We start from the raw sequence: 24,305 nt of genomic DNA, 5'->3' as shown, positions 1-24,305 counted from the left end.
GCTGGCCATCTCTGGATCGCTCTGAGCGGACAATAATGGTGGGCTCGGGTATTGGAACTCTCCGAATGCCGGGCCATGGCCTTGATCGACAGTGGTGTTCAACGCTGGCAGGCTGGCCCGATGCGGATACCCAGACGAGCAGCCAGAGTCGCGGTCCTGGACCCGGCGGGGTCGGTTTTCATGCTCCGGTATGACAACGAGGAAGTCGGCGTCCACTGGGCGATGCCCGGCGGAGGGCTGGATCCGGGCGAATCGCCGCTGCAGGCCGCTGAGCGCGAGTTGCGCGAGGAGACCGGGTGGACCGACATCGAGATCGACGGCACCCTGCTGTGCCTGTGGGAACACGACTTCACGAGGGCTGGGGTGCCGGTTCGCCAGCACGAGCACATCTTCCTCGCGCATGGTCCCCGCCGGGACCCAGTCGGCGACCTTGCTGCTTCGCATGCCGCAGACAAGATCCTGCGGTGGCGATGGTGGTCGCCAGCTGATCTGTCCGGTGGTTGTGAGCCGTTGTGGCCGCCGCAACTGCCCGAGTTGCTCGCCGACGTGCAGAAAGACGGTGCGCCGGCGACGCCTGTTGACCTTGGTTTCGTCCGGAACGGGTTGGTCAGCGGGAGCTGATCGGGGGCGGATCTCAGGAGCTGTTCCGGCGGCTGATCTCGGCTGCGTAGGCGCCCCAGTCGCCGGCGGCGGTTCGCTGCCATTTGACGGCGACCGTGATGTCGATGCCGAGCGTGCGGGCGAGGACCGCGGCGGGCAGCTCGGTGGTGAGCTGGAACAGGGCAGTCGACCGGGTCTCGGCGAGCCGGATGCCGAGTTAGCGGAGCCGTTCGCCCATGGCCCAGACGCTGATCGGGCGGCCAGGCTGGCCGCCGGGGAAGAGCCAGGGTGAGTCTGTCCGGGCGAGGACGGCATGGCTCCGGCGAACCGCAACCTGCTGAAGGGCGAGCTCAGCGACGGGACTGGGCAAGTCGACGGGGACGGCGCCGAGGCGGAGGCGGACTGCTCCGTCGGTCTCCTCGACGTGGTCGACGGTGAGCCGGGAGATCGCCGCAGGCCACTGGGCATAGAGGAGCAACAGCAGGCCGGCGAGGCGGTCTTCGGACTTGAGGGTGTCGTCGTGCAGCAGACGGCGGGCGGTGGCCCAGCGGGCCTCGTCGTCCATCGCCTGGGACGGGCCGTTCCATCGGACGGCCGGGAAGCTGAGATCGCGAGCAATCTTCTGGGCGAGAGCCCAGCGCACGAAGTGCCCAGCCTCTCGGCGGTGACGGACGTCGTCGCTGGTCAGCCAGCGTTCAAGATCGGCCTGACGGCAGGTCGCCAGTGTCAGGCTCTGGGCCTCGATCCAGTTGAGGAGGTGGACGGCTGCCCGCAGGTGCTGGCGGACGACGGTGAGCTGGGTGTGTGTGATGTCGTTGCCGCGGCTGCGTCGGCGAAGCCGCCGCAGGAGGTGCCAGGTCGCGTACCGGTGCAGGATTTTCCGTCCCTCGGCGGTGGTGTGGGAGGTGACGAGATCGTTCACGTGCCGTTCCAGGCGGACCATCTGCTCGTCGCGCTGGGACAGCGTGCCGGTGGCCACGAGCACGCTGCGGATGTGCTCGACGACCTTGCCCGCCGGGAGTTCGTCCAGCGCCTCGTGTGTCAGGGGCCGACGGCCGGAGCCGAGATCGGACAGGACGGTGGAGACGATGCCGCCGGAGAGCCAGCGCATCGCCGTGCCGGCCCGTTCCGTCTCGGCCAGGGCGTCGTTGAGGGCCTGCAGTTTCGGGGGTATGGAGCCCGAGCCGTCGGCGAGAAGCTCGTGGAGCCGCTGCCTGAGAGTGCAACGACGGCATGGCCCCGGTGAACGCAGTCGCTCGGCCTGCCCGCAGGTGGGGCAGGGGTGCCAGAGCTCGGCGTCCGGCTTGGTGCAGGGGCCGCAGATCGGAGCGTCCGTGGTGCCGGAATGGATGCCACGGACGTGTCCGCAGGTGGTGCAGCGGGCTTGGCGCTGGAAGCAGCCGCGACAGCGGGGCAGGCCGGTGAGCTTCGAGTGACTGCCGGGAGCGGTGAGGCCGCAGATGGAGCAGACCAGGACTGGCAGGGGGCAGCAGTTGGGGCAGAGCGGGCCCTCGTCGGTGCGGGTGTGTACTCGCCGCCGCTCCTTGCATCCGATGCAGACCTCGGCGTTCGTGGGGTCGGTGACCAGGCAGTTCGGACACAGCGGTCGCCCTTGCTCGTCGCGGGTGGCAGGCTCGCGGCGGGCTCCGCAGCGTACGCATTCTTCAACGCGGGACTTGGCGATGCAGTTGCGGCAGACCCGCTGACCGTCGAGCGGCTTGTCGATGCGAACCACCCGGTGGCAGCGGGGGCAGGTCGGTCGGACGATCCCGGCGACACCGGCCTCGTGCAGAAGGTCGATGAACCTCAAGATGGCGCGGTGCGGGGCGAGATGGGCCTCGCCGGTCAGCAGGCGAGGGTTCTCCTCCAAGGCCCAGACCACTCGCTGGCGATAGTGGGGACGGTGGGGCGCCGACCGGTGCAGAGCCTCGGCGACCACGTCACGGTCGGCGCCCGGGGCGATCGTGTTGATCACCGTGTGGACGACCGTGGCCGGGTCACGGTCATCGTGGTCGGGACACACCGAACAGCGTGGCAGGCCCTTGCGGTCCCGGAAGGTGACGCGCCGGGTGTTGCCGCAGGCGGCGCACTCGGTGGTCTCCTTGATGCAGACCGAGCAGTACCAGTCCTGGCCCTGCCGCTGGAGGCTTCGCAGCCCCTTCCCGCAGTCCGCGCAGACCGGTGGCGAGACCGCCGTGGCGCCGGCCTTGCGAGGGCGATGAGGAGGTCGCCGACGGCCCGTGGCGCCGGGGACCGGCCGTCGGTCAGGACGGCGGGCCGTGTCGCCAGGAACTTGGCCAGGTTCGTGACTTCGCGCGGCCGCCCGCCACCGCGATGACCACGGTCCGGATGGTCTCGGAACCGAGTTCGCTCTCGGCCTCCGCGACCAGGTCCGTGATCAGGCCGATCGGGTCCGCGACGGCGCGGTCGAGAGAACCAGTGTTGGTCACGGCCGGCCAACACTCTTGATCCGGGCCCGCTTTGGCCGCAGTCCGCCGAGTCCTTCTGTGTCGGGGGCCGTGCCGCCGACGGCTGCCTTCTTGGGCTTCTTCATGGCCCCGGCCACCGCGATGGGCTCGATGAGGTCGTCCATGGTGCAGTCCAGGATGTCGAGCAGGGCCATGAGGATCTTCAGGCTCAGTCGCTCCGGTCGCTCGACGACGAGCCGGTAGATCTGGCTTGAGGACAGGGTGATGCCGCGCTCGGCGAGCGGAGGGATGAGGTCGGTGGTGGAGAACATCCCGCGGTCGGCCATGACTTTGCGCAGGTGCCAGTGGTAGTCGAGCTTGGCGGCCATCGCCGGATCCCTCCTGTCAGGCTCCGGCGAACGCCGGGGCCAGTGCCTTGTGCAGGGAAGTGTTCATGAAGTCGTCGCTGACGTGCGTATAGATGGCCAGGGAGCTGTCGCTCTCGTGGCCGACCTGCTGCTGGATGAAGCGGCGGTCCACCCCGTCCTCGGTCAGGTGCGTGACGTACGAGTGCCTCAAGGAGTGCGGGACCAGCTCCTTCGGCAGCTTGAGGGCGTCGCGGTATGCCTCGAACCGGTCGTTGATCGAGCCGGGCCGCAGGCGTCCACCGCGTTCGGTGATCCACAAAGCGGGGTGATCGGGGAATCCGAAGCGCGGACGGACGTTCTCGACGTAGTCGGCGACCCCCTCGACGGCCCAGTCCATCACCGAAAGCACGTTCCGGCGCCGCGGCGGCTGGCCCTTCTTGGCCTTGCCATAGCGGACGTTGAGTGTGCCGTACCGGCCGAACTGCCGGGCCTGCGGGTTGCGCCCGAAGTCGACCACATCGAGCTTGGAGGTCTCGGTCCGGCGAAGCCCCCACCCGTAGATCACCTTGAAGAGGGTGGCGTCGCGGTAGGCCGCCAGGGCGCCCTTGCGTTTGGCCCGCAGGGCTCGTTCGACCTGGTCGTCGGCATAGTCGAGGAAGAGCTGCAGCTGTTCGCGGGTGAACGGCTTCGCCTCCGGGTCGACCTCGTAGTCGTTGAGGTGGGCGATGGTGTTCCACTCATGACAGACCGCCACCGGGAAGGTGCCGAAGGCTTCCTCTCAGGCAGGGCCCCAGCCGTAGCGGCCGTCGATGAGGAACTCGCTGAATAGTCGCACGGTGCCCTGGTAGCTGCGGATCGTCGACGGAGCCAGATGCTTGTCGCTGGTCAACGAGACCGACCACTCATCCATGTGGGCCGGCGTCCACTGCCACGGGTAGTCGTTCGCGAACTCCAGGAACCGGCGTATGAGTCGTTCCCGCGGCCCGATCGTGTCGTCCTTCAGCCCCCGCGACTTCTGCTGAGCACGCCAGCCCCGCAGCATCGCGTCGAACATCGCGTTCTCGGGACGCAGCTGGACCACCCCGGAGACGAGCTCCAGTTGAGCCGACCCCTCCAGGGCCACCTTGCGCTGATGCACCACTCCAGACCCAGACCATCCCTTCTGGAGGGAGGATCATGCATCAGAAGGGATGCGATCGGCAACATGCCTGGTCAGGCAGCTAGGTCGTAGTAGCCTCGGAGTCCTTCAAGCCCTCGCCGCGACCTGGCGACCTGCGACTTCTCGCCCATCTGATGCAATTCCCGAGGGTTAATGTACCGAACCGTGGTCGTCGTCCAGTCATGACCGAGCAACTTCTGCACCTCCCACAGCGACATCCCCGCCTCGTAACGGTGTGTGGCACAAGCATGCCGAAGCAGATGAGGAAAGATCCGCTCGACCGGACCTGCCAGGTGGGCCTCCGAGGCTCTCGCCAGGGCCTTCCGTAGCGTCGACGTTGTCACCGCCGGGCCGACAGGGCTCGGCATGCCGCCAAGACCTCGCGCCAGGCGCTCCGAGGGCCAGACCGGCGACTCAGGGTGCTCCGGGTCGTCTGAGAACAACCCGCGGACCTCCTCCACGTACCACCACAGCAGCTCACGTCCCTCGGCGAACAGAAACGCCTCTCGCTGCCGCGGCCCCGACCCTCGGGCGCCCTTGCCCTGGACGACGAACCGCCCGAAGTCGCCGGCCTTCCAGTGCAGGTCCTTCATGCGCATCTGGCACAGCTCCGAGGCGCGTACTCCGGATATGTAGATCAACTTCGCCATCCGTAGTCCCTGCACGCCACCGCCTCCTTGCGAGCGTGCGCCAGCCGGCGAAGAACTCGTTGACCGCCTGGGCCGACGGTGGCACCCGAAGGCCGAAGTCACCGCGGTGTGCGTGTCGGTTGAACGGATCGATCGGCGACTCGACCGCCGCCCCGAACCGCTGGAAGATCTCTTGCGCGTAGCGTTGCTCCAGGAATGCGAAGAAGCGCATGGGTGCGAAGTAGCGGGCGGGCCGGTGTGCGGTGCCAGTTGCCAGGAGCCGGCGGACTTCTGCCACGGTGAGCGAAGGGTGGAACCGTTTCTGCATCCCCCTTTGCCGCTGCCTGTGCTGCCGTGGCCGCGAGAAAGGCATGCGCGAGCATGGCCAGGGTGATGTGCCTCATCCAGCCGACGTAGCGGCGGACTTCGTACTGGTCCACGCCGCACTCGTTCTTCGCGGCCTGGAAGCATTCCTCGATCGCCCACCGGCGCCCGGCAACGCGCACGAGCCGGTCGACGCTGGTGCCCACCGGCGCGTATGCGACGTAGTAGGCGATCTGATCGGGCCTGCTGATACTGCGCCGGGCTCTCACCGCAACGCACCGTCGTCCGTTGACGGGCGCCACCGCCTCGTTGAGCGCTGCCGAGCTCGCTCCATCGCTCACGTCGCCGCTGAGAGCCCGTGAACAAACTGATCATTTCCGGTGCTTGGCGTCCTTCGCGCACGCCAGGCGCCGGGACATCATCATGATCATGGATCACTCGGCCACGGCTTGTGGTGCTCGGGCAACGTGCGTAGTCGCGTACGCAGCGGCGACGCTGGAAGATCCAGGACCGTGGGCGCTCCACCACCCAGCTGGGTGGGAGTACCACGAGGCACCACGCATCCGGCCACCTGGTCGCGGCGGACGATGGCGGACTCCAGCGCGGCTGCGGCGCGGCGGGACTGCATCCGGGCGTCGATGGAACAGCCCCCGATGCGGCCGGAGTACGCGTCCGGTCCTGGTGGTTGACGCTGATCACCCTGCGCGCGATCGTTGTTGTGCCTCGTGATCTTCTCCGACCGGGCCGGTTACATCGGCGGCGATGGGCCCGAGGACCCTGAATGCAGATCCCGCGGCGGCACGTCACGGAAGCCGGACTCCGCCCGAACTCCCGTGTCCAAAAGGGCTGAACGGCCTGGTCGCATCCCTCGTACCGTCGGTCGTCGTCGCTCGCGCCCCTCTCCGCCCGGGGCGGCTGAACCGGGACCAGTTGCCGCACAGCAGCGGCTGGCACCGCGGTTCGTCGTCCGCCAGGCACGAGGTCACCACCGTGGTCATGGTGGCCGCCGCGACGGGCGGCGGCCACCTCGCCAACGTCACCGCCGCCGGATTCCCCGGCGGCCTCGCCGGCACGCTCGCCGCAGCCGGCGCCGCCTTGGCCGACGTTCCGATCGGTGGTGAACCCTGGGCGGCGGACCACAGGGATCAGTCTCCCCGAGCCGCTTGCAGCGTGGACCGCAGAGCGTGGAAGGCGGGCTTGCGGCCGAAGTCCTCGGTCATGACCGTCGCGGCCCCTTCCCCCTGGAAGAACACCGGCACCCATGAGTACTTGTCGGTGAAGCCCCAGATCGTGAACGAGTTGCAGTCCTCGACGGACAGACACGCCGACAGCGCTCGTTGGTAGTAGTCGGCCTGCTGCTTCTGCTGCGCGTCGGTGGGCATCCCGGTCTCCGGCAGGTCCATCCGTACGTCCAGTTCGGTAACGGCCGTCTCCAGGCGCAGCGCGTCGAACCGCCGCAGGTTCGTCTCCAGATCCTCCGGGAAGGCGTACCGCGTGCTCAGGTGTGCCTGCACGGAGAACCCGTGCACGGGCACCCCCTGCCGGATCAGGTCCTGCGTGAGGGCGTAGTAGGCATCACTCTTGGCGTTGACGCTCTCGACACCGTAGTCGTTGAAGAACAGCTTCGCCTTCGGGTCGGCCTCGTGCGCCCAGCGGAAGGCGTCAGCGATGATGCCCGGGCCGAGTTCGCGGATCCAGATGTTGTCCTGCGTACGCAGATCCCCCCGGTCGTCGAAGATCTCGTTCGCGACGTCCCACTGCTGGATCCTGCCGGCGTACCGGCCGACGACGGTGGTGACGTGCTCGCGCAGGATCGCGCGCAGTTCCTCCTTCGAGAAGCCGCCCTGCTCCAGCCACTGCGGGTTCTGGCTGTGCCACAGCAGCGTGTGCCCCCGCACGACCTGACCGTGCCGCTCGGCGAAACCGACGATGGCGTCCGCGGCCTCGAAGTCGTACCGGTCCCGCTCCGGGTGGACGAACTCCCACTTCATCTGGTTCTCGGGCGACACCGAGCTGAACTGGCGCCCGAGGATCTTCCGGTACGTCTTGTCCGAGGTGAACGGGTCCGGGTAATCCTGCTCCAAGTGGTGGCCGCCGCCTGCCACGGCGGTGCCCACGACGAAATCCTCGGGGGCGGCGTCGCGCAGCCGGTCGAGCCTGGCGTTGGAGTGCGGGACGGACTGCCGGTCGGCCGCCGGGTCGGCCCCGGCCACGCCGGCCGTGAGCGGCAGGGACAGGGCGGCGGTGGCCAAGGCCATAGTGAGGAAGCGGAGACGCCTCATACGGAAAGCCTCATTCCATATCCTTCGAAAGATTCGATACTTGGGTCGAAATATTTGCAGTGACGGCAGCTAAGCGCCTGCCCGGGGCAAGGTCAATACCCGTACACACGGACTCACCGCCAGAAGCATCGTTCCCGTATCAGTGCTCATCACAGAACGGTCTGAAGCGCTGCAAACCAACCTCGACAGGAGTCGTCTCGAGTAATTGGTTCCTGCGGCAGGGACTTTCAGTCAGCTTGCCCTGTGACTTTCGTCGGCAGGCCCCGAGTACCGAAACGTTTCGACGGGTACACGTCTTGACGTCCCGAAAGTAGGTTGCCTAACGTCGTCGTCGCTCCATGGAAGACCGCGTGGAGGCACCTTTTCGGGAAGCCTCGTCGTCGTACCCGGCTGTGCGGTTCACGGGGCTGCGCCGCTGACGGTCGGCGCCATGAAGGGACGGCACCGCCGTGCGAAGAATGTCATGGATCAGCAGTCTCACCGCCGTAGGCCTGCTTGCGATCTCACTCCTGACCGCCGCCTCCACCGGCGGAGCGGCGGGCGCGGCCGACACGGAAAACACGACCCGGGAAGGGCGGCACTGGGTGAACACCTGGGCGGCCATGCCGCAGTTGACGGAGCCCGGCAACATGCCGCCGCCGCCGTTCACCCAGGAGGATGCCGTCCTCGTCGACAGCACCCTGCGTCAAACGGTGCGGGTCACGGTCGGCGGGGAGCGGATCCGGCTGCGCTTCTCCAACGCCTTCGGCGGCGCTCCCCTGCCGATCACCTCGGTGTCGGTGGCACGCCCGGTCGACGGCCGGGCCGGGGTCACCAGGATTGAGCCCGGTTCCGCCCGCACGGTCACCTTCCAAGGCGGCTCGTCGACGACCGTGCCGGTGGGTGCGCAGGCCGTGTCCGACCCGCTGCCGTTCGGCGTGGCGGCGGGGAGCAACCTCACGGTGACGGCGTACCTGGCCGAGGGCCAGGCGTCGCGCGACATCACCTCGCACCCCGGGTCGAGGACCACGTCCCACCTCCTGGCCGGTGACCACGTCGATGCCGTGGACCTGGCGGGGGCCACCCCCACCGACCACTGGTACTTCCTGAGTGGGATCGAGACGTGGGCGCCGACGCGCACGGCCGCTGTCGCGGTCGTCGGGGACTCGCTGACCGACGGGCGGGGCTCGACCACCAACATGAACAACCGCTGGCCCGACCAGTTCCTCGACCGTCTGCTGTCACGGTCCGGCGGCACGGCGGGCACCGCCGTCCTCAACCAGGCGGCGGGCGGCAACCGTGTACTGAACGACGGTCTGGGTCCGAACCTGCTCGCCCGCCTCGATCGTGACGTGTTGGCGCAGAGTGGTGTGGAGTGGCTCGTCGTCTTCGAGGGGATCAACGACATCGGTACGGCGTCGGCCACGCCCGCCGCGCAGAAGGACGTCGCGGCGCGGTTGATCGCGGCGTACGAGCAGATCGTCGTCCGCGCGCACGCCCACGGCATCGAGGTGTACGGGGCGACCCTGCTGCCGTTCGGCGGCAACGAGACGTACGACGACGCGGAAGGGCTGCGGGAGGAGGCCAGGCGGACGGTGAACGCGTGGATCCGTGACAGCGGCCGGTTCGACGCGGTGATCGACTTCGACGCGGCGGTGCGGGATCCAGCCGCTCCGGAGCGGCTGCTGCACTCCGCCGACGGGGGCGACCACCTGCACCTGAACCCGCACGGCTACGGTCTGCTGGCCGACGCGGTGCCCGTCCGGCTGTTCCGGGACGCCCGCGGATAGGCAGCGCCCCCCGCACGCACTCCGCCGCCCCCCTGCCACTCCTTGTCTCACACTTCACGCCCTGTCCCGATCATTCCGTTCCGGAGGTCGAGTAATGAGCAGGTCTTTCGGAGGCGTCACCCCCGCTTCCCCGTCCCCGTCTCCCCGTCGGCGCACGGTGCTGGCGGCGGCCGTGGCCACCGCGGTGGCCTCCGTCGCTGCCCCCTCCCCCGTGGCGGCCGCCGCCCCGGCATCGCCGTTCGGGCCGGGTGCCGCCGCCGGGAGACCGGGGTCCGGCTCCGGCCCCTACCGCCGGTTCGTGTCCTTCACCCCCGCCCGGGACGCCTTTCCACTGGTGGCGGGCGGACGGGCGGCGCCGCTCGTGGTCGACGAAGGCGACCACCCCGGCGTGGTGCGGGTCGTCGGGGATCTGCGTACGGACATCGGCCGGGTGACCGGCACGGAGCCCGCCGTTGCACACGGCCTGTCGGAGGCGGAGTCGCGGGACATCGTGCTCGTGGGCACGCTGGGCCGCAGCCCTCTGCTCGACGGCCTGGTCGAAACCGGGAAACTGGACGTGTCCGGTATCGGAGGAAAGTGGGAGACGTCTCTCCAGCAGGTCGTGCGCGATCCGCTGCCGGGCGTGCGGCGCGCCCTCGTGGTCGCGGGCAGCGACCAGCGCGGGACGATCTTCGGAGCGTACGAGGTGTCGCGGCAGATCGGGGTGTCGCCGTGGCACTTCTGGGACGACGTGCCCCCGCACCGCCACGACGAGCTGTACGTGCTGCCGGGCCGCCACACGCAGGGCACTCCGGCGGTGAAGTACCGCGGCTTCTTCATCAACGACGAGAACCCGGCGCTCGGCACGTGGGCCCCGGCGTACTTCGGCCCCGGCCTCGCGCCCGGGTATCCGAACGGCTTCAACAGCAAGTTCTGGGAGAAGATCTTCGAGGTCATGCTGCGGCTGAAGGCCAACTACCTGTGGCCCGCCGTGTGGGGCCGGGCCTTCGCCGAGGACGATCCGGAGAACCACGCGACCGCCAAGCGCTACGGCGTTGTCATGGGCACCTCCCACGAGGCGCCCATGATGCGGGGCATCGAGGAGTGGAACCGCCACGCCGTCGCCGCGCGGCGCGACGCCGCCGGGCACATCACCGTCCCGGGCCGCGACCCGTACGGCGGCACCGGCGAGTGGAGCTACCGCCGCAACCGCGACGCCATCGAGGCGTACTGGCGCGACGGCGTCCGCCGCATGGTGGAACAGGACTTCGAGGGCGTCGTCACACTCGGCATGCGCGGCAACGGCGACGTCAGCCTGCCCGACGGCGACGGCATCGAGCTGATGGAGTCCATCCTCGCCGCCCAGCGCCGCATCCTCGCCGAGGAGGCCGGGGCCGACCGGCTCACCGCGATACCCCAGGTGCAGACGCTCTACAAGGAGGTCCAGCGGTACTGGGACGAGGGCCTGCGCCCGCCCGAGGACGTCACGGTGATCTTCTGCGACGACAACTGGGGCAACATGCGCAAGCTCCCGGACCAGTCGATGGAGCCACGCGCGGGCGGATACGGCATCTACTACCACTTCGACTACGTCGGCGGCGGCCGGAACTACAAGTGGGTCGACACCACCAACCTCACCTCCACCTGGGAGCAACTCCACCTCGCGTACACGTACGGTGTGGAGCGGCTGTGGGTGGTCAACGTCGGCGACATGAAGAACCACGAGCTGCCGCTCCAGTTCTTCCTCGACTACGCGTGGGAACCCGAGCGCTGGCCGCTGGAGCGCCTGGAGGAATGGGAACGGGCTTACGCGGAGGAGAACTTCGGCCCCCGGTACGCCGCCGCGATCGCCGGGGTGCTGCACGCGTACGGTGTGCTCCAGGCGCGCCGCAAACCTGAACTGCTGAACCGCCGGATCAGCCTCGACCCGGCGAAGAACCCGGCCACCGACCCCTCCGCGGTGGCTTACGACGACCGGCAGAGCCCGTACCACCTCAACCACTACCGGGAGCTGGAGCGTGTCACCGACGAGTGGCGGCGGCTCGCCGGGCGCGCCGAGCGGATCGGGGCGCTGCTCCCGGCCGAGCGGCAGGACGCGTACTTCCAGCTCGCGTTCTACCAGGTGAAGGCGACGGCGAACCTGTACGCGCTGCGCGAGGCGGAGTTCACCAACCTGCACTACGCGACGCAGGGCCGGGCGGGGGCGAACGCCCTGGCAGACGTCACCGATGCGCGCTTCGCCGACGACCAGGCCCTGTCGGACCACTACAACGAAGAGCTGGCCGGGGGGAAGTGGAGGGGCTTCCAGACCCAGCCGAAAATCGGTTATGGAAATGTGGCGCGGTACGGCCCGGACGCGGCCTGGCAGCAGCCGCAGACGCCGGACCACGTGGCGCTGCCGGACGAGGTGTTTCCGGCGGTCCAGCGCGTCGAGGTCCCGGCGGGGGCGGAGATGGGCGTAGGGCTCGACGGCTCGGACGCGTGGTGGCCCGCTTCGGACGCGCCCGCGGTACTGCCGGCGCTGAGCCCGTACCGGACCGCGCCCGATCCGTACGTCGAGGTGTTCAACCGGGGCCGGGAGCCGTTCGCGTACCGGATCGAGTCGCCGGTGGAGTGGCTGACGGTGGACCGCGCGCGGGGCCGGGTGACGCACCAAGTGCGGGCGACGGTGCGGGTGGACTGGCGGCGTGCGCCGCGCGGGACCACCGAGGTGCCGCTCACGGTGCGCGGACCGGGTGGCCGGGCGGTGCGGGTGACGGCGCGCGTGGAGAACCCGCGGCTGGGCGCGCGCGGGGGGCGCCGGGGGTTCGTGGAAGCGTCGGGGTACGTGGCGATGGAGGCGGCGCACGCCACGCGCGCGGTGGAGACAGGCGGGGTGACCTGGCGGGAGATCCCGGACATCGGGCGGACGGGGTCGGGTGTGACACCGTGGCCGGTGACGGCTCCGAGCCGCGCGCCGGGCGGGAACGGCCCGCGCCTGGAGTACGAGGTGACGCTGACGACGGACCCGGGGACGGTGCGGGTGCTGGTGTACCTGTCGCCGCGCAACAACGTGCTGCCTACGGAGGGCCTTCGGTACGCGGTGTCGTTCGACGGCGCTGCGCCGACGACGGTGAACGTCACCCGGGTCACGGGCGCCGACGACACGTCGATGAACAAGCAATGGGAACGAAACACCTCGGACAACACCAACCTCACGGTCACCGAGCACACAGTGTCCGGGCCGGGCACCCACACCCTGAAGTTGTGGATGGTGGACCCGACGGTGGTAGTGCAAAGGCTCGTCGTCGACACGGGCGGGCTGAAGCCGAGCTACCTGGGGCCGCCGGAAAGCCACCGAGCCGGCCGCCGCTGACGCCGCGGCGGACGGCCCCGACTCCGCTCGCGCCCCGGCATCCTCATCCGCCCCCTGGTGCCCGCGATGCTCGCCTCGTCTTTGCTCATCTGGGCCCAGACGATCCGCGAGTACGCCCCCGCCCTGTTCTTCGCCGGGGCCGGGTCACAGGTCATCGGCACCACCGCCATCGTCCTGGGGACGCAGGGCGAGACCGGCTCCGTCGCCGCTCTCGCCACCCTCCAGATCGCCGTCGTCGCCGGCCTCGCCGCCCTCCTCTTGCGGATCGCTTTGACCAGAGCGCTGTGGCTGTCGGAGATGCCCAGGCGGACGCAACTCAGTCCGCGTTCTCGCAGGTGACGCAGGAACTGGGCCCAGAAGACTTCGGTCTCGCTGTCGCCGACCATGACACCGACGACCTCGCGGCCGCCGTCCTGGGTGACGCCGATGGTGAGGCTGATCCTTTGGAGTGGGCACCCTGGCATTGGATCTTGACAGTTCAGGGAGGGATGTCCACGTGGGACGCAAGTCTCCGTACCCAAAGGAGTTCGGGAAGGACGCGGTCGCGCTCCACCGTGCCGCGGCCGGGAAGCGGACGTACGCGGCGGCGGCCGCGAATCTCGGCATCACCGCGGAGTCGCTGCGGACGTGGGTGCGCAAGGACGAGAGAACCAGGACGTGCCCGGACGTCGTGACACGGGCGGCGAGGTGGATGAGCCGGCCCTGCTGCGGGCGGAGAACACCCGGCTGCTGAAGGCTGAGAAAGAGTGGCACCTCGAGCGCGAGATCCTGCGCCGGGCGGCCGCGTATTTCGCTCGGGAGGTGAAGTGAGCCCTCGCCGCTGGGACTTCATCTCCGACAACCGCGCCGACTTCGGCGTCAAGCGGATCTGCCGGGTGCTCGGTGTGTCCCACGCCGGTTGCTACCGCCATCTGGCCACCGGGCAGGCCCGCGCCGAGCATCGGGCCGAGAGAAGTGGGCCGTGAGCGAGATCCGTGCCATCACGCCGCGCACGATGGCGTTTACGGCGCCCCGCGCGTCCATGCCGAGCTGCGTGCGAGGGGACGGCGGATCAACCGCAAGCGCGTGACCCCGCTGGTCAGGAAGTCGGGCAGGTAGCGCATCGGCGCCAACCCCAGGGCCAGGTAGCAGGGGGTGTACAGCCAGCGGGGAGCACTGACCCACAGGACACGAAACGCGACGCCGGCCAGCGCACCCGTCCACACGATCCACAGCAGCAGAGCTTGCCGGTCAGGGGGAAGGAGCACGGCCAAAGGAGTGCAGGTTCCGGCGATGATCAGAAAGATGTTGGCATGGTCGAGGCGACGCAGAACGGCCTCGCCCAGCGGCCCCCAGGTGCCCAGATGGTAGACGGCACTCGTCCCGAACAGCAGCCAGGCAGTCACGGCGTACACGGCGCAGGCCCAGGTCGCCGGCGTCCGGGCCAAGCAGATCAGGACGACGCCGGCACTCAACGAGGCGGGGACCATCACGGCGTGCAGCCAGCCACGCAGCTTCGGCTTGACCGGCTCGACCAGGTCCGCCGCCCACCCGGCCAGATCGGCGACAGGATGAGGGTTCTCCTCCGCACTGCCACTGTGTGTTCCGCCGGGGAGACCGCCTACGGCCTCTCCAGCCACAGCTCCCCGTACCGTCTCGGACCCATGGGCGTCATCGAAAACCATCTGATCATGCCAGGAGCCTGCCCGAAACAGCCTGCCGAAGGTCGAACTCCCACCGCCAGACCGGCATCGCCGGGCGGGGACAGCGCCGGGCAAGATGTGGACGACTCCCCCCCGGCAGCTCTCGTGGACAGCCAGCAGGCGTACCAGGCTGCGGAACGCGGCGCGGTGTTTCTCACCCTGAGTGGCATCTTCGGCGGGCATCCTGAACGGCAACTGCAGCCTCGACCTCGTCGCAGAGACCGCTACCGCGCCTCCTCCCCAGGCGATTGACGCGTGCAGATGGCGCCATGCACCGGTGCGGGCTCCGTACGGCTGGTCCCGGCCCATGGCCGACGGCTCAGGGCTGACTCACCCGCCTCAGCCACCAACTCGCAGCTGAGCCCCGAAGGGCGCAGCTCCGGCTGCGGGGCCGCGGAATACTCGGCTGCAGCTGAGGTCGGCCCGCTTATAGGATCCTCGTTCGAGGCGCTGACACGGCGCCCTGCCGACCGTTGGCAGTCAACGGACCGAGGATGCGTGGCGCAATGAGCAGCCGACTTTCCGCAATCTCCTTCGACGCGCACCAGCCCGAGCGCCTGGCACATTTCTGGTCCGGTGTCCTTGGCTTGGAGAGAGCCGACGACTCCTACGATGGCGTCGCCCTGCTGTCTGGGAATGACGCCGGCTACCGCCTCGGCTTCCGTCCCTCCCAGACGCAGAAGGCCGCCCAGAACCGGCTGCACTTCGACCTGACCAGCTCCTCCCCGGAGAACCAGCAGGAGACCGTGGCCAAGGCCCGTGATCTCGGTGCACAGTACGCTGATGTCGGCCAGGGACCGGACGCGTCCCATGTGGTACTCGCCGACCCCGAGGGCAACGAGTTCTGTGTCCTTGAGCCGGGCAACAAGTTCCTCGCAGGCTGCGGCTTCATCGGAGCGCTCGCCTGCGATGGTTCGCAGACCGTGGGCTACTTCTGGAGTGAGGCGCTGGGCTGGCCGCTGGTCTGGGACCAGGACGAGGAGACTGCCATCCAGTCACCGAACGGCGGTACGAAGATCACGTGGGGTGGGCCGCCGCTCATGCCGGACCCCTGCAAGGACCTGCACTTCGACCTTGTCCCGGACGAAGATCAGCAAGCGGAGGTCGAGCGCCTGCTCTCTCTCGGGGCGAAGCGTCTGGGCCCCGCCCACGGCGGGGACGGTGCAGTGCTGCTGGCCGACCCCGATGGCAACGAGTTCCGCGTGCTCATGCGCCGGTGAAACGGGACGGTGGTAGGCGGTCTCTTCTGTGAAGAGTGCAGCAGAGAGTCGGGCAGACCCACGTCCCCCAACGGGCAGCTCAACCCGTGCTGCAAGGAGCGAGCTCATCTGAAGCGCTCCGGGTCTGAGGGAGGCTCCATTCCCTGAGAGGGTCGAGTCATGGCCCGTCCGTCCCCTTACCCTGCCGAGCTTCGTGAGCGTGCGGTGCGCATGGTCGTGGAGGTTCGTCCCAACTACCCAACTGAGTGAGCCGCGATGAGTGCGGTCGCCGCGAAGCTGGGCATCGGTTCCGCCGAGACGGTGCGGACGTGGGTCCGCAAGGCCGAGGTCGACGCCGGTCAGCGTCCCGGGGTGACGTCGGAGGAGGCCGCGGAGATCAAGCGTCTGCGGGCCGAGAACCCCGAGCTGCGCAGGGCGGACGAGATCCTCAAGGCGGCCTCGGCTTTTTTCGCGGCCGAGCTCGACCGGCCGTCGAGGCGCTCGTAGCGTTTATCGACGCTCACCGGCAGGTGTTGGGAGTCGAGCCGATCTGCAATGTTCTGACCAGCCACGGGCTGAAGATCGCGACGAGTATCTACTACGCCGCCAAGAACCGCACCCCCAGCCCGCGGTCGGTCCGCGACGCGGAACTGAAGACGCAGATCAGCCGCGTCCACGCCGACAACTTTGGTGTCTACGGAGTGCGGAAGGTCTGGCGGCAGCTGCACCGCGAGGGTCTCCCCGTGGCCCGCTGCACGGTCGCCCGGTTGATGCGTGACCTCGGGTCTTGAAGGTGCCCGACGCGGGAAGAAGATCCGCACCACCGTCCGCGACGACGACCATGAGCGGGCCGCCGACCTGCTCGGACGCGACTTCACCGCATCCTGTCCGAATGAGCGGTGGGTCGCCGACTCACCTATGTCACCACCTGGTCCGGCATCGTCTACGTCGCGTTCGTCGTGGACGTGTTCTCCCGGGCGATCGTCGGCTGGTCGGCCGTCACCAACAAGCGGGCCGAGCTCGCCCTCGACGCCCTCGGCATGGCCCTGTGGCGCCGCGACCGGGCCGGCTCCCCACGGGCCCCCGGGCTCGTTCATCACTCGGACGCGGGCAGTCAATACACGTCATTCGCGTTCACCGCCCACCTACTCGAGGCCGGCATCGACGCCTCGATCGGCACCGTCGGCGACTCCCTGGACAACGCCCTCATGGAGTCCCAGATCGGCCTCCACAAAACGTACAGAGCCCGGCACGCGGTCGATTGCGGAATCAACCGGCTCAAGCGCAACCGGTCGGTAGCCTGCCGCTTCGACAAACACGCGGGCGGTTTCGAGGCCACCGTCCTCATTGCCGCGATCAACGAATGGCTGCCACCCACCAGAAGGTGTTGGCCGGACCAGCCGGAGATGATGCTCAGCTTGTCATTTATGGACCGGTCTAACGCCGCTCGAACTTGGTTGGAGTTTTCGCAGTTCGGCGGACGTGAAGGCGGCCTTCGTCTGATCCTGTGCTCCGTCACAGAGTGGATCAGCGCGAAGGCCGTGGTCGTGAGTTTGGTGCGTCAGGGCGTCCTGCGGGATGCGTTCGCGGAAGTGTCCGGTCGGAGCTGTACGCGTGTCTGACCGCGCGGGGCGACGCGTTGTTCGAGTTGTGCGACGCGCTGCTGTGCGCGGACGGGCCGGTGCGGACGCTGGTCGATCTCGCGCTCGCGCCGGGACACCGCCGTGGTCACGGCGCTCTGTACGGCGGCCTCAACCAGGGGCGGATCGATGTCGCACGGTTGGGTCGTGCCCTGGTCGGGGTGCCGCTGCCGAGGGCGGCGGACGGTCGGCTCGTGCTGGCGGTGGATGTCTCACCGTGGCCGCGGTCGGACGCCAACACGTGTGCCGACCGGGCCTTTTGCCACACGTTCGGCCGGGGTGAGGGCAAGCATCAGATGGTGCCCGGCTGGCCGTACTCGGTGGTGGCCGCGCTGGAGACCGGCCGCACGTCCTGGACTGCAGTGCTGGACGCGGTCCGCCTGGAGCCCGGCGCCGACGTCGGCGCGGTCACCACTGTGCAGATCCGCGAGGTCGTCGAGCGGCTGGTCGCCGCGGGCCAGTGGAAGCCGGGCGACCCGAAGGTTCTGGTCGTGCTGGACGCCGGATACGACGCCCCGCGCATCGCCCACCTGCTCACGGGGGCTGCCCGTCGAGATCCTCGGCCGGCTCCGCTCCGATCGCGTGATGCGTCGGCCGACGCCGCCGCGGGTTTACGACCCCAAGGGCGGCCGACCACCCAAGCACGGTGGCGAGTTCGTCTTCGGCGATCCCGCAACCTGGGGCACCGAGCAGGCCGTGACGGCCATGGAGACCCGGCTCTACGGGAAGGCGACCGTGCAATCACGGGGCCGGCTGCACCCGCGGCTGACCCGCCGGGCAGCATGGCTCGACCACGACGGGCCCCTGCCCATTATCGAGGGCACCGTCATCCGCCTGGTCGTGGAGAAGCTGCCCAGCGGCGGGGTCAACAAGCCCGTCCGGCTGTGGTGGTCGGGCACCGACGCCACCGAAGCGGACGTCAACCGCTGCTGGCAATCCTTCCTCCGCCGCTTTGACATCGAGCACACGTTTCGCCTGTTCAAGCGGACACTCGGGGGGACCAAACCCCGGCTTTGCAGCTCGGAAGCGGCCGTCCGGTGGACCTGGCTGGTGATCGCCGTCCATGCCCAGCTCCGGCTCGCCCGCCCGCTGGCCACCGACCTCCGCAGGCCATGGGAGAAGCCGACGGAGCCGAACAAACTGACACCCGCACGCGTCCGCAGAGGGTTCAGAAACCTGCGCACGAAGGCCGGCTCTCCGGCTGGTGCACCGAAACCATCTCGTCCCGGGCTCGGCCGACCACTTGGCTCGAAGAACCAGCGGCTGGCCGCTCGTTACGATGTGGGCAAAGCCCTCGCGACCGGCGAGGCATACAGCCGCCTGACGCGGGACGGCGTGATCTTCGGCGGGGGCTCTCATGACAGGCGGCAACAGGTCCAGCACGGATATCGGCGGCGGTCACATCGGACTGGCCGTGACGATCATTGCTTTGATCGTTGTCGCCAGCTTCTCCGGCGCTCGCTGGACTTCGATCGTCGCAGGAGGCTTCACCGCCTGGTTCATCCTCGCGCTCACCGTCATCCACATCAGAGGCGGACCGCGGCAGGGAAGCTGTTCGACGGGCCTATGTCGTTCCTTGCGGCTGGGGTGACTACGTCACCCTGTGATGGGGTTAAACGACAAGCTCGGCTAGTCTTTTAACCTCTGTCCGTTTGGGTCTGCGGGCGCACCTCCGAGAGGCGCGATTTCTGATCACGCGGAAGGGGAGAGCTGTTCGCGCACCCATTTGGGATCGGGGTTGGTGTGTGGCTGGCCCGCCACGACGACGGTCGGCACGGTCTCGTTGCCGTCGTTGGATGCCCTCACCGCTGCGGCTCCTGCCGGGTCGCGCCAGATGTTGGCGCCGAGCTTGGTGCGCTCGGCGTTGGTGGCGATTTCCAGACGGTCTCGCGAGACCCACCAGCAGGCCAACGGTCACAGGGAGTAGGCACACCACAGAAGGTGGCTCTGTCGCTAATTCGGGGGTGGCGGCTTCTTGATCATGGTGAGAGCAGGATGCGGCGTCGTAGGAGATCGAATCTGGCGCGGCCGTACATCTGTCTCTTCAGCAGCTTGATCCTTGTGACGTTGCCTTCGACTGCTCCGGACGTGTAGGTCGCGGTGAGGGCGGCCTGGTGGCTGCGTGGTCGCGTCGCATGCCGTTGGCCAGAGTTCGGTATTCGCGTTGGCCGTCGAAACGGACGTCGGCGATCGAGACATCGAGGGCCAGGTGTTCACCGCGGCGGTCGCGGATCATGAGTGCCGGATGCGGGCATACTCGTTGGTCGTCGCGAGCGCGGGGTTTCGATCGCACAGTTCGTCGAGACCCTTTCGTGCAACGTTTGTGAGGCGCTCGGGCCGGCGCATGATCCAGTCGGTGGCCTTGCGGACGGTCAGATGAGGCAAGGGGGGCGCCGGGATCGCACCGCTGCGGTAGGGCTTCAAGTGCCGGCGGACGGTGTCGACGTCGCCGCGGTAGCCGAGCCGCTGGATTTCCCGGGTGAGGGCAGAAGCATCGGTGCAGCCCTCCAGCCAGCGATGGCGCAGGTAGAGACGGTAGTCGTCGATCAGGGTGGGTCGGTCGATGGCTGCGATGAGAAGTTCATCGGCGTCGGCGGCCCGTGCGAATCGGTTGGCAGTGCCGCGGCTGAGCTGGAGATCGCGGGCGGTGGCACGAAGGCTATCGCCGCGTTCGATGCGTTCGTGGATCTGCTGGTGGCGTTCGGGGGTGCGGGCGACCAGAGGCCGAGGCCGCCCGTGGATGCCCAGTTCTGCGCGGCTGGGGCCTTGATGGGGCGGGCCGCCTCCGGTCCGGACGTCGAGGAAGGTGAGAGGCTCTCTCCGGTCGGCGCGATGCCGCCCGATGACGCGTTCGACTGCTTGAGCCAGGTGACCGGCATCCGTGTGGGCCCTCTCGCGGCGCAGCAGCTGATCGTCGCCGCCACGGCATCCTGCTCACCGGCGGGAACCGACACGACGTCACCCAACTCCCGCCGCTGCAGGACCCAGTCCCACCGGGGCGACGACTTCGACAAGTACCGTCGCATGCTGTGGAAGCGCGGCATCGACCCAGCTTCCTCCGAACCGGCGCTCACCCGCCTGGACGGGCTGCACAGAGTCGACTTCCCGCCCGCTCGTGACCGACGTTTGCAGAAGGTCGAACTGATCATCCCACGAGAAGCAGGGCGTACCGACCGGGTGGTATGCAAGTGGGCCTGTCATCGCCTAGCCTCGTGTCACCCGGCCCGCGCGGGCGGGCCGCATCCTCCGACGACCGACAGGAGAAGCCCGTGGCTGTCGATCCCGACAAGGCGGTTCTCGACGCCTTCGCCAAGCAAGGCCCCGAGGGGCCGCTCGTCATGCTGAACCTCCTGCGGTTCACGCCGGGCGGCCGGCCGTCCTACGAGGAATACTCACGCCGGGCAGCCGTCTTCCTGAGCAGGTACGGAGGGGAACTGCTCTACGCAGGCGACGGCGCTGCACCCCTCGTGGCCGGAGAAGGCCAGGCTTGGGACGCCGTGCTGCTGGTGCGTTATCCCGACCGGGAAGCGTTCTGCGGCATGGTCGCCGACCCTGAGTATCAGCGGATCACCGCGCTACGGACCCGCGCGCTTTCCGAGGCCGTACTCCAACCGACCGCACCCTGGACATCTCGGTCCGGCTCACGACCGTCCTGAAGACGCGCAGACGGAGGCAGCGGTCACGCACCGGCGAAGCGGCCGACACGGCTTCACCCTCCCGTCGAGGGGAATCGCCGCTGCTCGAGCCCAGGCGCTCGACGCCGTGAAGGAACATGTCGCCGCCTCCGGCATGGGAGTCGCTTACGCCCAGCGAATGATCAACCCGAACCGCCGCCGGCTGATCCTTCGCCGCCCACCATTCCAGCAGTGCGACGACGGACACCGGCATGTTGATCCTGCGGCCGTTCACGGGCCTTCTGGTTGCCGGCCACGGCGTGCAGAAGGTCAGCTTCCACTTGGGCGGCAAAGGGCTGGCGGGCCGCGCGCAGGAGTTCGGGGGAGCCGGGTTCCGCGGTGGAGTCCTGACCGCGCCGGCGGCAGGCTGCGGCCAGATCGGGGCAGGGCTGCTGCGGGCCGCTGGGCTGCTCACCCCTCTGGCCGCGGCCGGCGCCGTCATGACCCTCGCGCTCCGGTCAACTGGCCGCACGGACTACGGGTGCAGAACGACGGCTGCTGTACCCCCTGGCCCTCATCGTCCTGCCTACCGCCCTGACGCTCACCGACCTGGCCGCTGCTCGGTCGGCACCCGCGGCATCAGGCGGTGCGGACCTCGGTCGGCTCACCCCTCATGCGGACAGTTCCTCGGCGGTACGCGGCTCCCCTCGCGGCCGGGCGCCCGATATGCGGGGCGTGCCGCTTCGGCAGCCGACTGCGGAGCATGCGTCGGCGACCAGCTCTGACGACGGCTTCGACCGGTGGCTTCCGGCACGCGTCGGATTCATGTGAGATAGAGCACCTTCAGGAACCATAGGCAGGATCGGCGACGCCAGCCTAAAGTCCTGGGGTTTGCGGAGCCTTTGCCTCCGCACCACCCGGCCCGTCCTTCCGCTCCGTACATGACCTGTACGCACATGCGGAAACCGGGCCGATTCCCCGACTCACGAGGAACCGGGAAGCATTCGCATGAGCACGTTGGAAACCTGGGTCGTCGAGTTCAACGACGCCTTCTGGACATACCTGCTGATTCCACTGGTCGCCGTCGCCGGTGTCTGGTTCACGCTGCGCTCCAAGGGTGTGCAGATCCGTCTCATCCCGGAGATGTTCCGGGTCTTCAAGGACAAGCCACAGTCCGGCATCAGCCCCTTCGGCGCCTTCAGCATCTCCGCCGCCGCGCGGATCGGCACCGGCAACATCGCCGGTGTGGCCACCGCGATCACCATGGGCGGCCCCGGAGCCGTCTTCTGGATGTGGATGATGGCCCTGATCGGCGGTGCCTCGGCGTTCGTCGAGTCGGTTCTGGCCCAGCTGTACAAGGTGCGCGACACCGAGCCCGGTACGTACCGAGGTGGCCCGGCCTACTACATGCAGAAGGCGCTCGGAATGCGCTGGCTCGGCGTGGTCTTCGCCGTTCTGATCACGCTGACGTTCGGGTTCGTGCTGACCGCGGTGCAGTCCAACACCATCACGGTGGCCACGAAGGGCTCCTTCGGCTCGGACGCCTCCTGGTTCAACCCCGTCCTCGGTATCGTGCTCGCCGTGCTGCTCGCGCTCGCGGTGTTCTTCGGCGTGAAGCGCCTGACGGCCGTCACCAAGGTCATCATCCCGGTGATGGCCGGGCTCTATCTGCTGGTCGGCCTGGTCATCGTGCTCCTCAACCTCGACAGCGTGCCGGGCATGCTCGGCGACATCATCGGCGGAGCTTTCGGGTTCCGCGAGGTCGCGGGTGGCGCCGTGGGTACGGCGATCCTGCAGGGCGTGCGGCGCGGCATGTTCTCCAACGAGGCGGGCATGGGTTCCGCCCCGAACGCCGCCGCGTCCGCGGAGACCACGCACCCGGTCAAGCAGGGCCTGGTCCAGACCCTCGGCGTCTACTTCGACACCCTGGTCATCTGCAGCATGACCGCCTTCGTGATCCTCTCCGCCAACCCGACGCTCGGTGAGCGCGGCGGCGCGGACGTCACCCAGTCCGCCTTCACCAGCGCGCTCGGCGACTGGGCCGGTCACCTGCTGACCCTGGTCGTCTTCATGGTCGCCTTCAGCTCCATGATCGGTAACTACTACTACGGCGAGTCCAACATCCAGTTCATCACCCGCAGCAAGAATGTGATGAGCTCGTACCGCGCAATGGTCATCGCCTGTGCCGTCCTCGGCGCCATCGGCTCCGTACCGCTGGTCTGGAGCCTCGCAGACGTCACGATGGGCGCGATGGTCCTGGTCAACCTGATCGCGATCATCCCCCTCGGCACGGTCGCCTTCCGCCTCCTCGACGACTACATGGCCCAGCGCCGCCAGGGCCTCGACCCGGTCTTCCGCAAGGACCAGGTACCGGGCCTGCGCGGCGAGGTGGAATGCTGGGGCGCGTCGGACGAGAACGCCACCCTCAAGGAGCGGACGCCGGTCGGCTGACTCTGACACGCGCGCCCCGACACGACCGTAGACGCCCGAGGGGCGGCATCCTGGAAGGGTGCCGCCCCTCGGGCGTCACGAGGCCGGGCGCGGCTGCGGCGCGAAGGGATGCACGGCCGCTGCGCCATCGAGCGCTTGATGGGCGAGGACAAAGGTGACCGGGTCCACTTCCGCTTCCGCTTTGACGGCGCCGACGCATATTCCGACCCCGCAGTGGATGCCTGCGCGGTCGACAAGGAGCGTGTGGCGTTGGGGTGTCAGACGGTTTACTCGTCCCAGGCGTTCGGGCCGGCCGACGATCCGCTCACGGGCGACGACTGGCTCGCCGTCGAGCACCCTGAGCAGGTTGCCGGAGTGTTGTTTATCCCCGATGACCAGTCCTACGACCGACGCACCTGTGAAGAGGACATCAAGGACGGTGGCGGGGTGCATCCTCCGGAACCGCCCATCAAGGGGGATCAGTTGTAGGGAGGTCAAGGTGGTTGAGCGTGAGGCACGAGTCTGCCGGCGCCCCGGTGTTTGTGCCGTTTGGTGGTCTGGGTTGCGTGCCCATCGCCTCGGTGCCACCTTGTCGCGGCCGCTCCGAATTCTCAGGATCGGCCACCGCTTCGGTTTCTTGATCGCTCGGCCCCAGTCCCGGCCGGACCGGGGCGGCAGCAGACAGGACCGCGCTGGCGGCCCGCTCGGCGGCGAGCCGAACTCGGGGCCCGCAGGCCGGTCAGCACTTGATCGTGTCCTGAAGGGCCTTTGAACGTCGGTATGGATTCGATCGACCGGCCGCGGCCCGGTTCGGCCATTGGAATTGGGCCGCCCCGACAGGCCTCTCGGTGCACCTTCCCGTCCCTC

18 protein-coding genes and 6 pseudogenes are annotated in these 24,305 nt (G+C 68.6%); 14 read left to right on the top strand and 10 right to left on the bottom strand.

The window, feature by feature from the left end:
• The first annotated feature begins 51 nt into the window (after nucleotides 1-51).
• Complete coding sequence (locus tag RI578_RS39450) at nucleotides 52-621, top strand: NUDIX domain-containing protein (RefSeq protein WP_310875583.1); 570 nt, start codon at nucleotides 52-54, stop codon at nucleotides 619-621.
• A gap of 196 nt (nucleotides 622-817) precedes the next feature.
• Here the strand turns inward: RI578_RS39450 and RI578_RS39445 are convergent, their stop codons facing one another.
• The 8 genes and pseudogenes from RI578_RS39445 to RI578_RS39410 all read right to left on the bottom strand — a co-directional run bounded on the left by RI578_RS39445 (nucleotide 818) and on the right by RI578_RS39410 (nucleotide 7,770).
• Nucleotides 818-2,575, bottom strand: a complete 1,758-nt coding sequence (locus tag RI578_RS39445) for a site-specific integrase (RefSeq protein ID WP_310875582.1) — start codon at nucleotides 2,573-2,575, stop codon at nucleotides 818-820.
• A 289-nt stretch (nucleotides 2,576-2,864) separates the two neighbouring features.
• On the bottom strand, nucleotides 2,865-3,050 hold the full coding sequence (locus RI578_RS39440) for a hypothetical protein (RefSeq protein WP_310875581.1): 186 nt from the start codon (nucleotides 3,048-3,050) through the stop codon (nucleotides 2,865-2,867).
• On the bottom strand, nucleotides 3,047-3,397 hold the full coding sequence (locus RI578_RS39435) for a helix-turn-helix transcriptional regulator (RefSeq protein ID WP_310875580.1): 351 nt from the start codon (nucleotides 3,395-3,397) through the stop codon (nucleotides 3,047-3,049). Before RI578_RS39435 ends, RI578_RS39440 begins: the two co-directional genes overlap by 4 nt.
• A 16-nt stretch (nucleotides 3,398-3,413) precedes the next feature.
• The gene (locus RI578_RS39430) at nucleotides 3,414-4,130 is read right to left on the bottom strand and encodes a tyrosine-type recombinase/integrase (protein ID WP_310875579.1); all 717 of its coding nucleotides are present in this window, start codon (nucleotides 4,128-4,130) and stop codon (nucleotides 3,414-3,416) included.
• 24 nt (nucleotides 4,131-4,154) lie between these two features.
• The gene (locus RI578_RS39425) at nucleotides 4,155-4,514 is read right to left on the bottom strand and encodes a phage integrase N-terminal SAM-like domain-containing protein (RefSeq protein ID WP_310875578.1); all 360 of its coding nucleotides are present in this window, start codon (nucleotides 4,512-4,514) and stop codon (nucleotides 4,155-4,157) included.
• Between the two features lie 74 nt (nucleotides 4,515-4,588).
• Entirely contained in the window at nucleotides 4,589-5,185 is a 597-nt protein-coding gene (locus RI578_RS39420) for a site-specific integrase (RefSeq protein ID WP_310875577.1), read from the bottom strand.
• Nucleotides 5,186-5,475: 290 nt separating this feature from the next.
• Nucleotides 5,476-5,751 (bottom strand): annotated as a pseudogene (locus tag RI578_RS39415) (IS701 family transposase); the annotation flags it as partial.
• A gap of 882 nt (nucleotides 5,752-6,633) precedes the next feature.
• Nucleotides 6,634-7,770 (bottom strand): endo-1,4-beta-xylanase, encoded by a 1,137-nt coding sequence (locus tag RI578_RS39410; protein WP_310875576.1) that lies wholly within the window; start codon nucleotides 7,768-7,770, stop codon nucleotides 6,634-6,636.
• A 458-nt stretch (nucleotides 7,771-8,228) separates the two neighbouring features.
• On the opposite strand from RI578_RS39410, the gene RI578_RS39405 reads away from it, so the two are divergent.
• Together RI578_RS39405 and RI578_RS39400 are read left to right on the top strand one after the other, a co-directional pair.
• The gene (locus RI578_RS39405; protein ID WP_310875575.1) at nucleotides 8,229-9,539 is read left to right on the top strand and encodes an SGNH/GDSL hydrolase family protein; all 1,311 of its coding nucleotides are present in this window, start codon (nucleotides 8,229-8,231) and stop codon (nucleotides 9,537-9,539) included.
• Between the two features lie 94 nt (nucleotides 9,540-9,633).
• Nucleotides 9,634-12,873, top strand: coding sequence for a glycosyl hydrolase 115 family protein (locus tag RI578_RS39400; protein ID WP_310875574.1), 3,240 nt, complete (start codon nucleotides 9,634-9,636; stop codon nucleotides 12,871-12,873).
• Here RI578_RS39400 and RI578_RS39395 read toward each other — a convergent pair.
• Complete coding sequence (locus tag RI578_RS39395) at nucleotides 12,831-13,259, bottom strand: transposase (protein ID WP_310875987.1); 429 nt, start codon at nucleotides 13,257-13,259, stop codon at nucleotides 12,831-12,833. The genes RI578_RS39400 and RI578_RS39395 overlap by 43 nt on opposite strands.
• Nucleotides 13,260-13,369: 110 nt before the next feature.
• Between RI578_RS39395 and RI578_RS39390 the strand changes: the two are divergent.
• Nucleotides 13,370-13,956, top strand: a pseudogene (locus RI578_RS39390) (IS3 family transposase); the annotation flags it as partial.
• Here RI578_RS39390 and RI578_RS39385 read toward each other — a convergent pair.
• Nucleotides 13,875-14,537, bottom strand: a complete 663-nt coding sequence (locus RI578_RS39385) for a hemolysin III family protein (protein ID WP_399062941.1) — start codon at nucleotides 14,535-14,537, stop codon at nucleotides 13,875-13,877. The pseudogene RI578_RS39390 and the gene RI578_RS39385 sit on opposite strands and share 82 nt — an antisense overlap.
• A gap of 524 nt (nucleotides 14,538-15,061) precedes the next feature.
• Here RI578_RS39385 and RI578_RS39380 point away from each other — a divergent pair.
• The 10 genes and pseudogenes from RI578_RS39380 to RI578_RS39330 form a co-directional block, all read left to right on the top strand.
• The gene (locus RI578_RS39380) at nucleotides 15,062-15,775 is read left to right on the top strand and encodes a VOC family protein (RefSeq protein WP_310875573.1); all 714 of its coding nucleotides are present in this window, start codon (nucleotides 15,062-15,064) and stop codon (nucleotides 15,773-15,775) included.
• A gap of 255 nt (nucleotides 15,776-16,030) precedes the next feature.
• On the top strand, nucleotides 16,031-16,261 hold the full coding sequence (locus RI578_RS39375) for a hypothetical protein (RefSeq protein WP_310875572.1): 231 nt from the start codon (nucleotides 16,031-16,033) through the stop codon (nucleotides 16,259-16,261).
• Between the two features lie 23 nt (nucleotides 16,262-16,284).
• Nucleotides 16,285-16,545, top strand: coding sequence for an IS3 family transposase (locus tag RI578_RS39370; RefSeq protein ID WP_310875571.1), 261 nt, complete (start codon nucleotides 16,285-16,287; stop codon nucleotides 16,543-16,545).
• A gap of 108 nt (nucleotides 16,546-16,653) precedes the next feature.
• Nucleotides 16,654-17,376 carry a DDE-type integrase/transposase/recombinase gene (locus RI578_RS39365; protein WP_310875570.1) on the top strand — a complete coding sequence of 241 codons (723 nt, stop codon included), beginning with the start codon at nucleotides 16,654-16,656 and terminating at the stop codon, nucleotides 17,374-17,376.
• Nucleotides 17,361-18,714, top strand: a pseudogene (locus RI578_RS39360) (NF041680 family putative transposase); the annotation flags it as partial. The gene RI578_RS39365 and the pseudogene RI578_RS39360, both read left to right, overlap by 16 nt.
• Before the next feature lie 1,547 nt (nucleotides 18,715-20,261).
• A pseudogene (locus RI578_RS39350) lies at nucleotides 20,262-20,396 on the top strand (IS5/IS1182 family transposase); the annotation flags it as partial.
• Nucleotides 20,397-20,663: 267 nt separating this feature from the next.
• Nucleotides 20,664-21,050, top strand: a complete 387-nt coding sequence (locus tag RI578_RS39345; RefSeq protein ID WP_310875569.1) for a DUF1330 domain-containing protein — start codon at nucleotides 20,664-20,666, stop codon at nucleotides 21,048-21,050.
• A gap of 230 nt (nucleotides 21,051-21,280) precedes the next feature.
• Nucleotides 21,281-21,614, top strand: a pseudogene (locus RI578_RS39340) (DoxX family protein); the annotation flags it as partial.
• 402 nt (nucleotides 21,615-22,016) lie between these two features.
• Nucleotides 22,017-23,459 (top strand): alanine/glycine:cation symporter family protein, encoded by a 1,443-nt coding sequence (locus RI578_RS39335; protein ID WP_310875568.1) that lies wholly within the window; start codon nucleotides 22,017-22,019, stop codon nucleotides 23,457-23,459.
• 150 nt (nucleotides 23,460-23,609) lie between these two features.
• Nucleotides 23,610-23,927, top strand: a pseudogene (locus RI578_RS39330) (hypothetical protein); the annotation flags it as partial.
• Between the last annotated feature and the right edge of the window lie 378 nt (nucleotides 23,928-24,305).

Source organism: Streptomyces sp. BB1-1-1 (assembly GCF_031597775.1).
Lineage (GTDB): Bacteria > Actinomycetota > Actinomycetes > Streptomycetales > Streptomycetaceae > Streptomyces > Streptomyces thinghirensis.
This window is presented reverse-complemented; position numbering and strand designations above follow the sequence as displayed.

Bases quoted from the DNA above. Each gene is read 5' to 3' on its own strand.
- RI578_RS39435 (WP_310875580.1), bottom strand. From the start codon at position 3,397: ATGGCCGCCAAGCTCGACTACCACTGGCACCTGCGCAAAGTCATGGCC.
- RI578_RS39395 (WP_310875987.1), bottom strand. From the start codon at position 13,259: ATGGTCGGCGACAGCGAGACCGAAGTCTTCTGGGCCCAGTTCCTGCGT.
- RI578_RS39380 (WP_310875573.1), top strand. From the start codon at position 15,062: ATGAGCAGCCGACTTTCCGCAATCTCCTTCGACGCGCACCAGCCCGAG.
- RI578_RS39400 (WP_310875574.1), top strand. From the start codon at position 9,634: ATGAGCAGGTCTTTCGGAGGCGTCACCCCCGCTTCCCCGTCCCCGTCT.
- RI578_RS39375 (WP_310875572.1), top strand. From the start codon at position 16,031: ATGAGTGCGGTCGCCGCGAAGCTGGGCATCGGTTCCGCCGAGACGGTG.
- RI578_RS39335 (WP_310875568.1), top strand. From the start codon at position 22,017: ATGAGCACGTTGGAAACCTGGGTCGTCGAGTTCAACGACGCCTTCTGG.
- RI578_RS39385 (WP_399062941.1), bottom strand. From the start codon at position 14,537: ATGGTTTTCGATGACGCCCATGGGTCCGAGACGGTACGGGGAGCTGTG.
- RI578_RS39410 (WP_310875576.1), bottom strand. From the start codon at position 7,770: ATGAGGCGTCTCCGCTTCCTCACTATGGCCTTGGCCACCGCCGCCCTG.
- RI578_RS39420 (WP_310875577.1), bottom strand. From the start codon at position 5,185: ATGGCGAAGTTGATCTACATATCCGGAGTACGCGCCTCGGAGCTGTGC.
- RI578_RS39405 (WP_310875575.1), top strand. From the start codon at position 8,229: ATGTCATGGATCAGCAGTCTCACCGCCGTAGGCCTGCTTGCGATCTCA.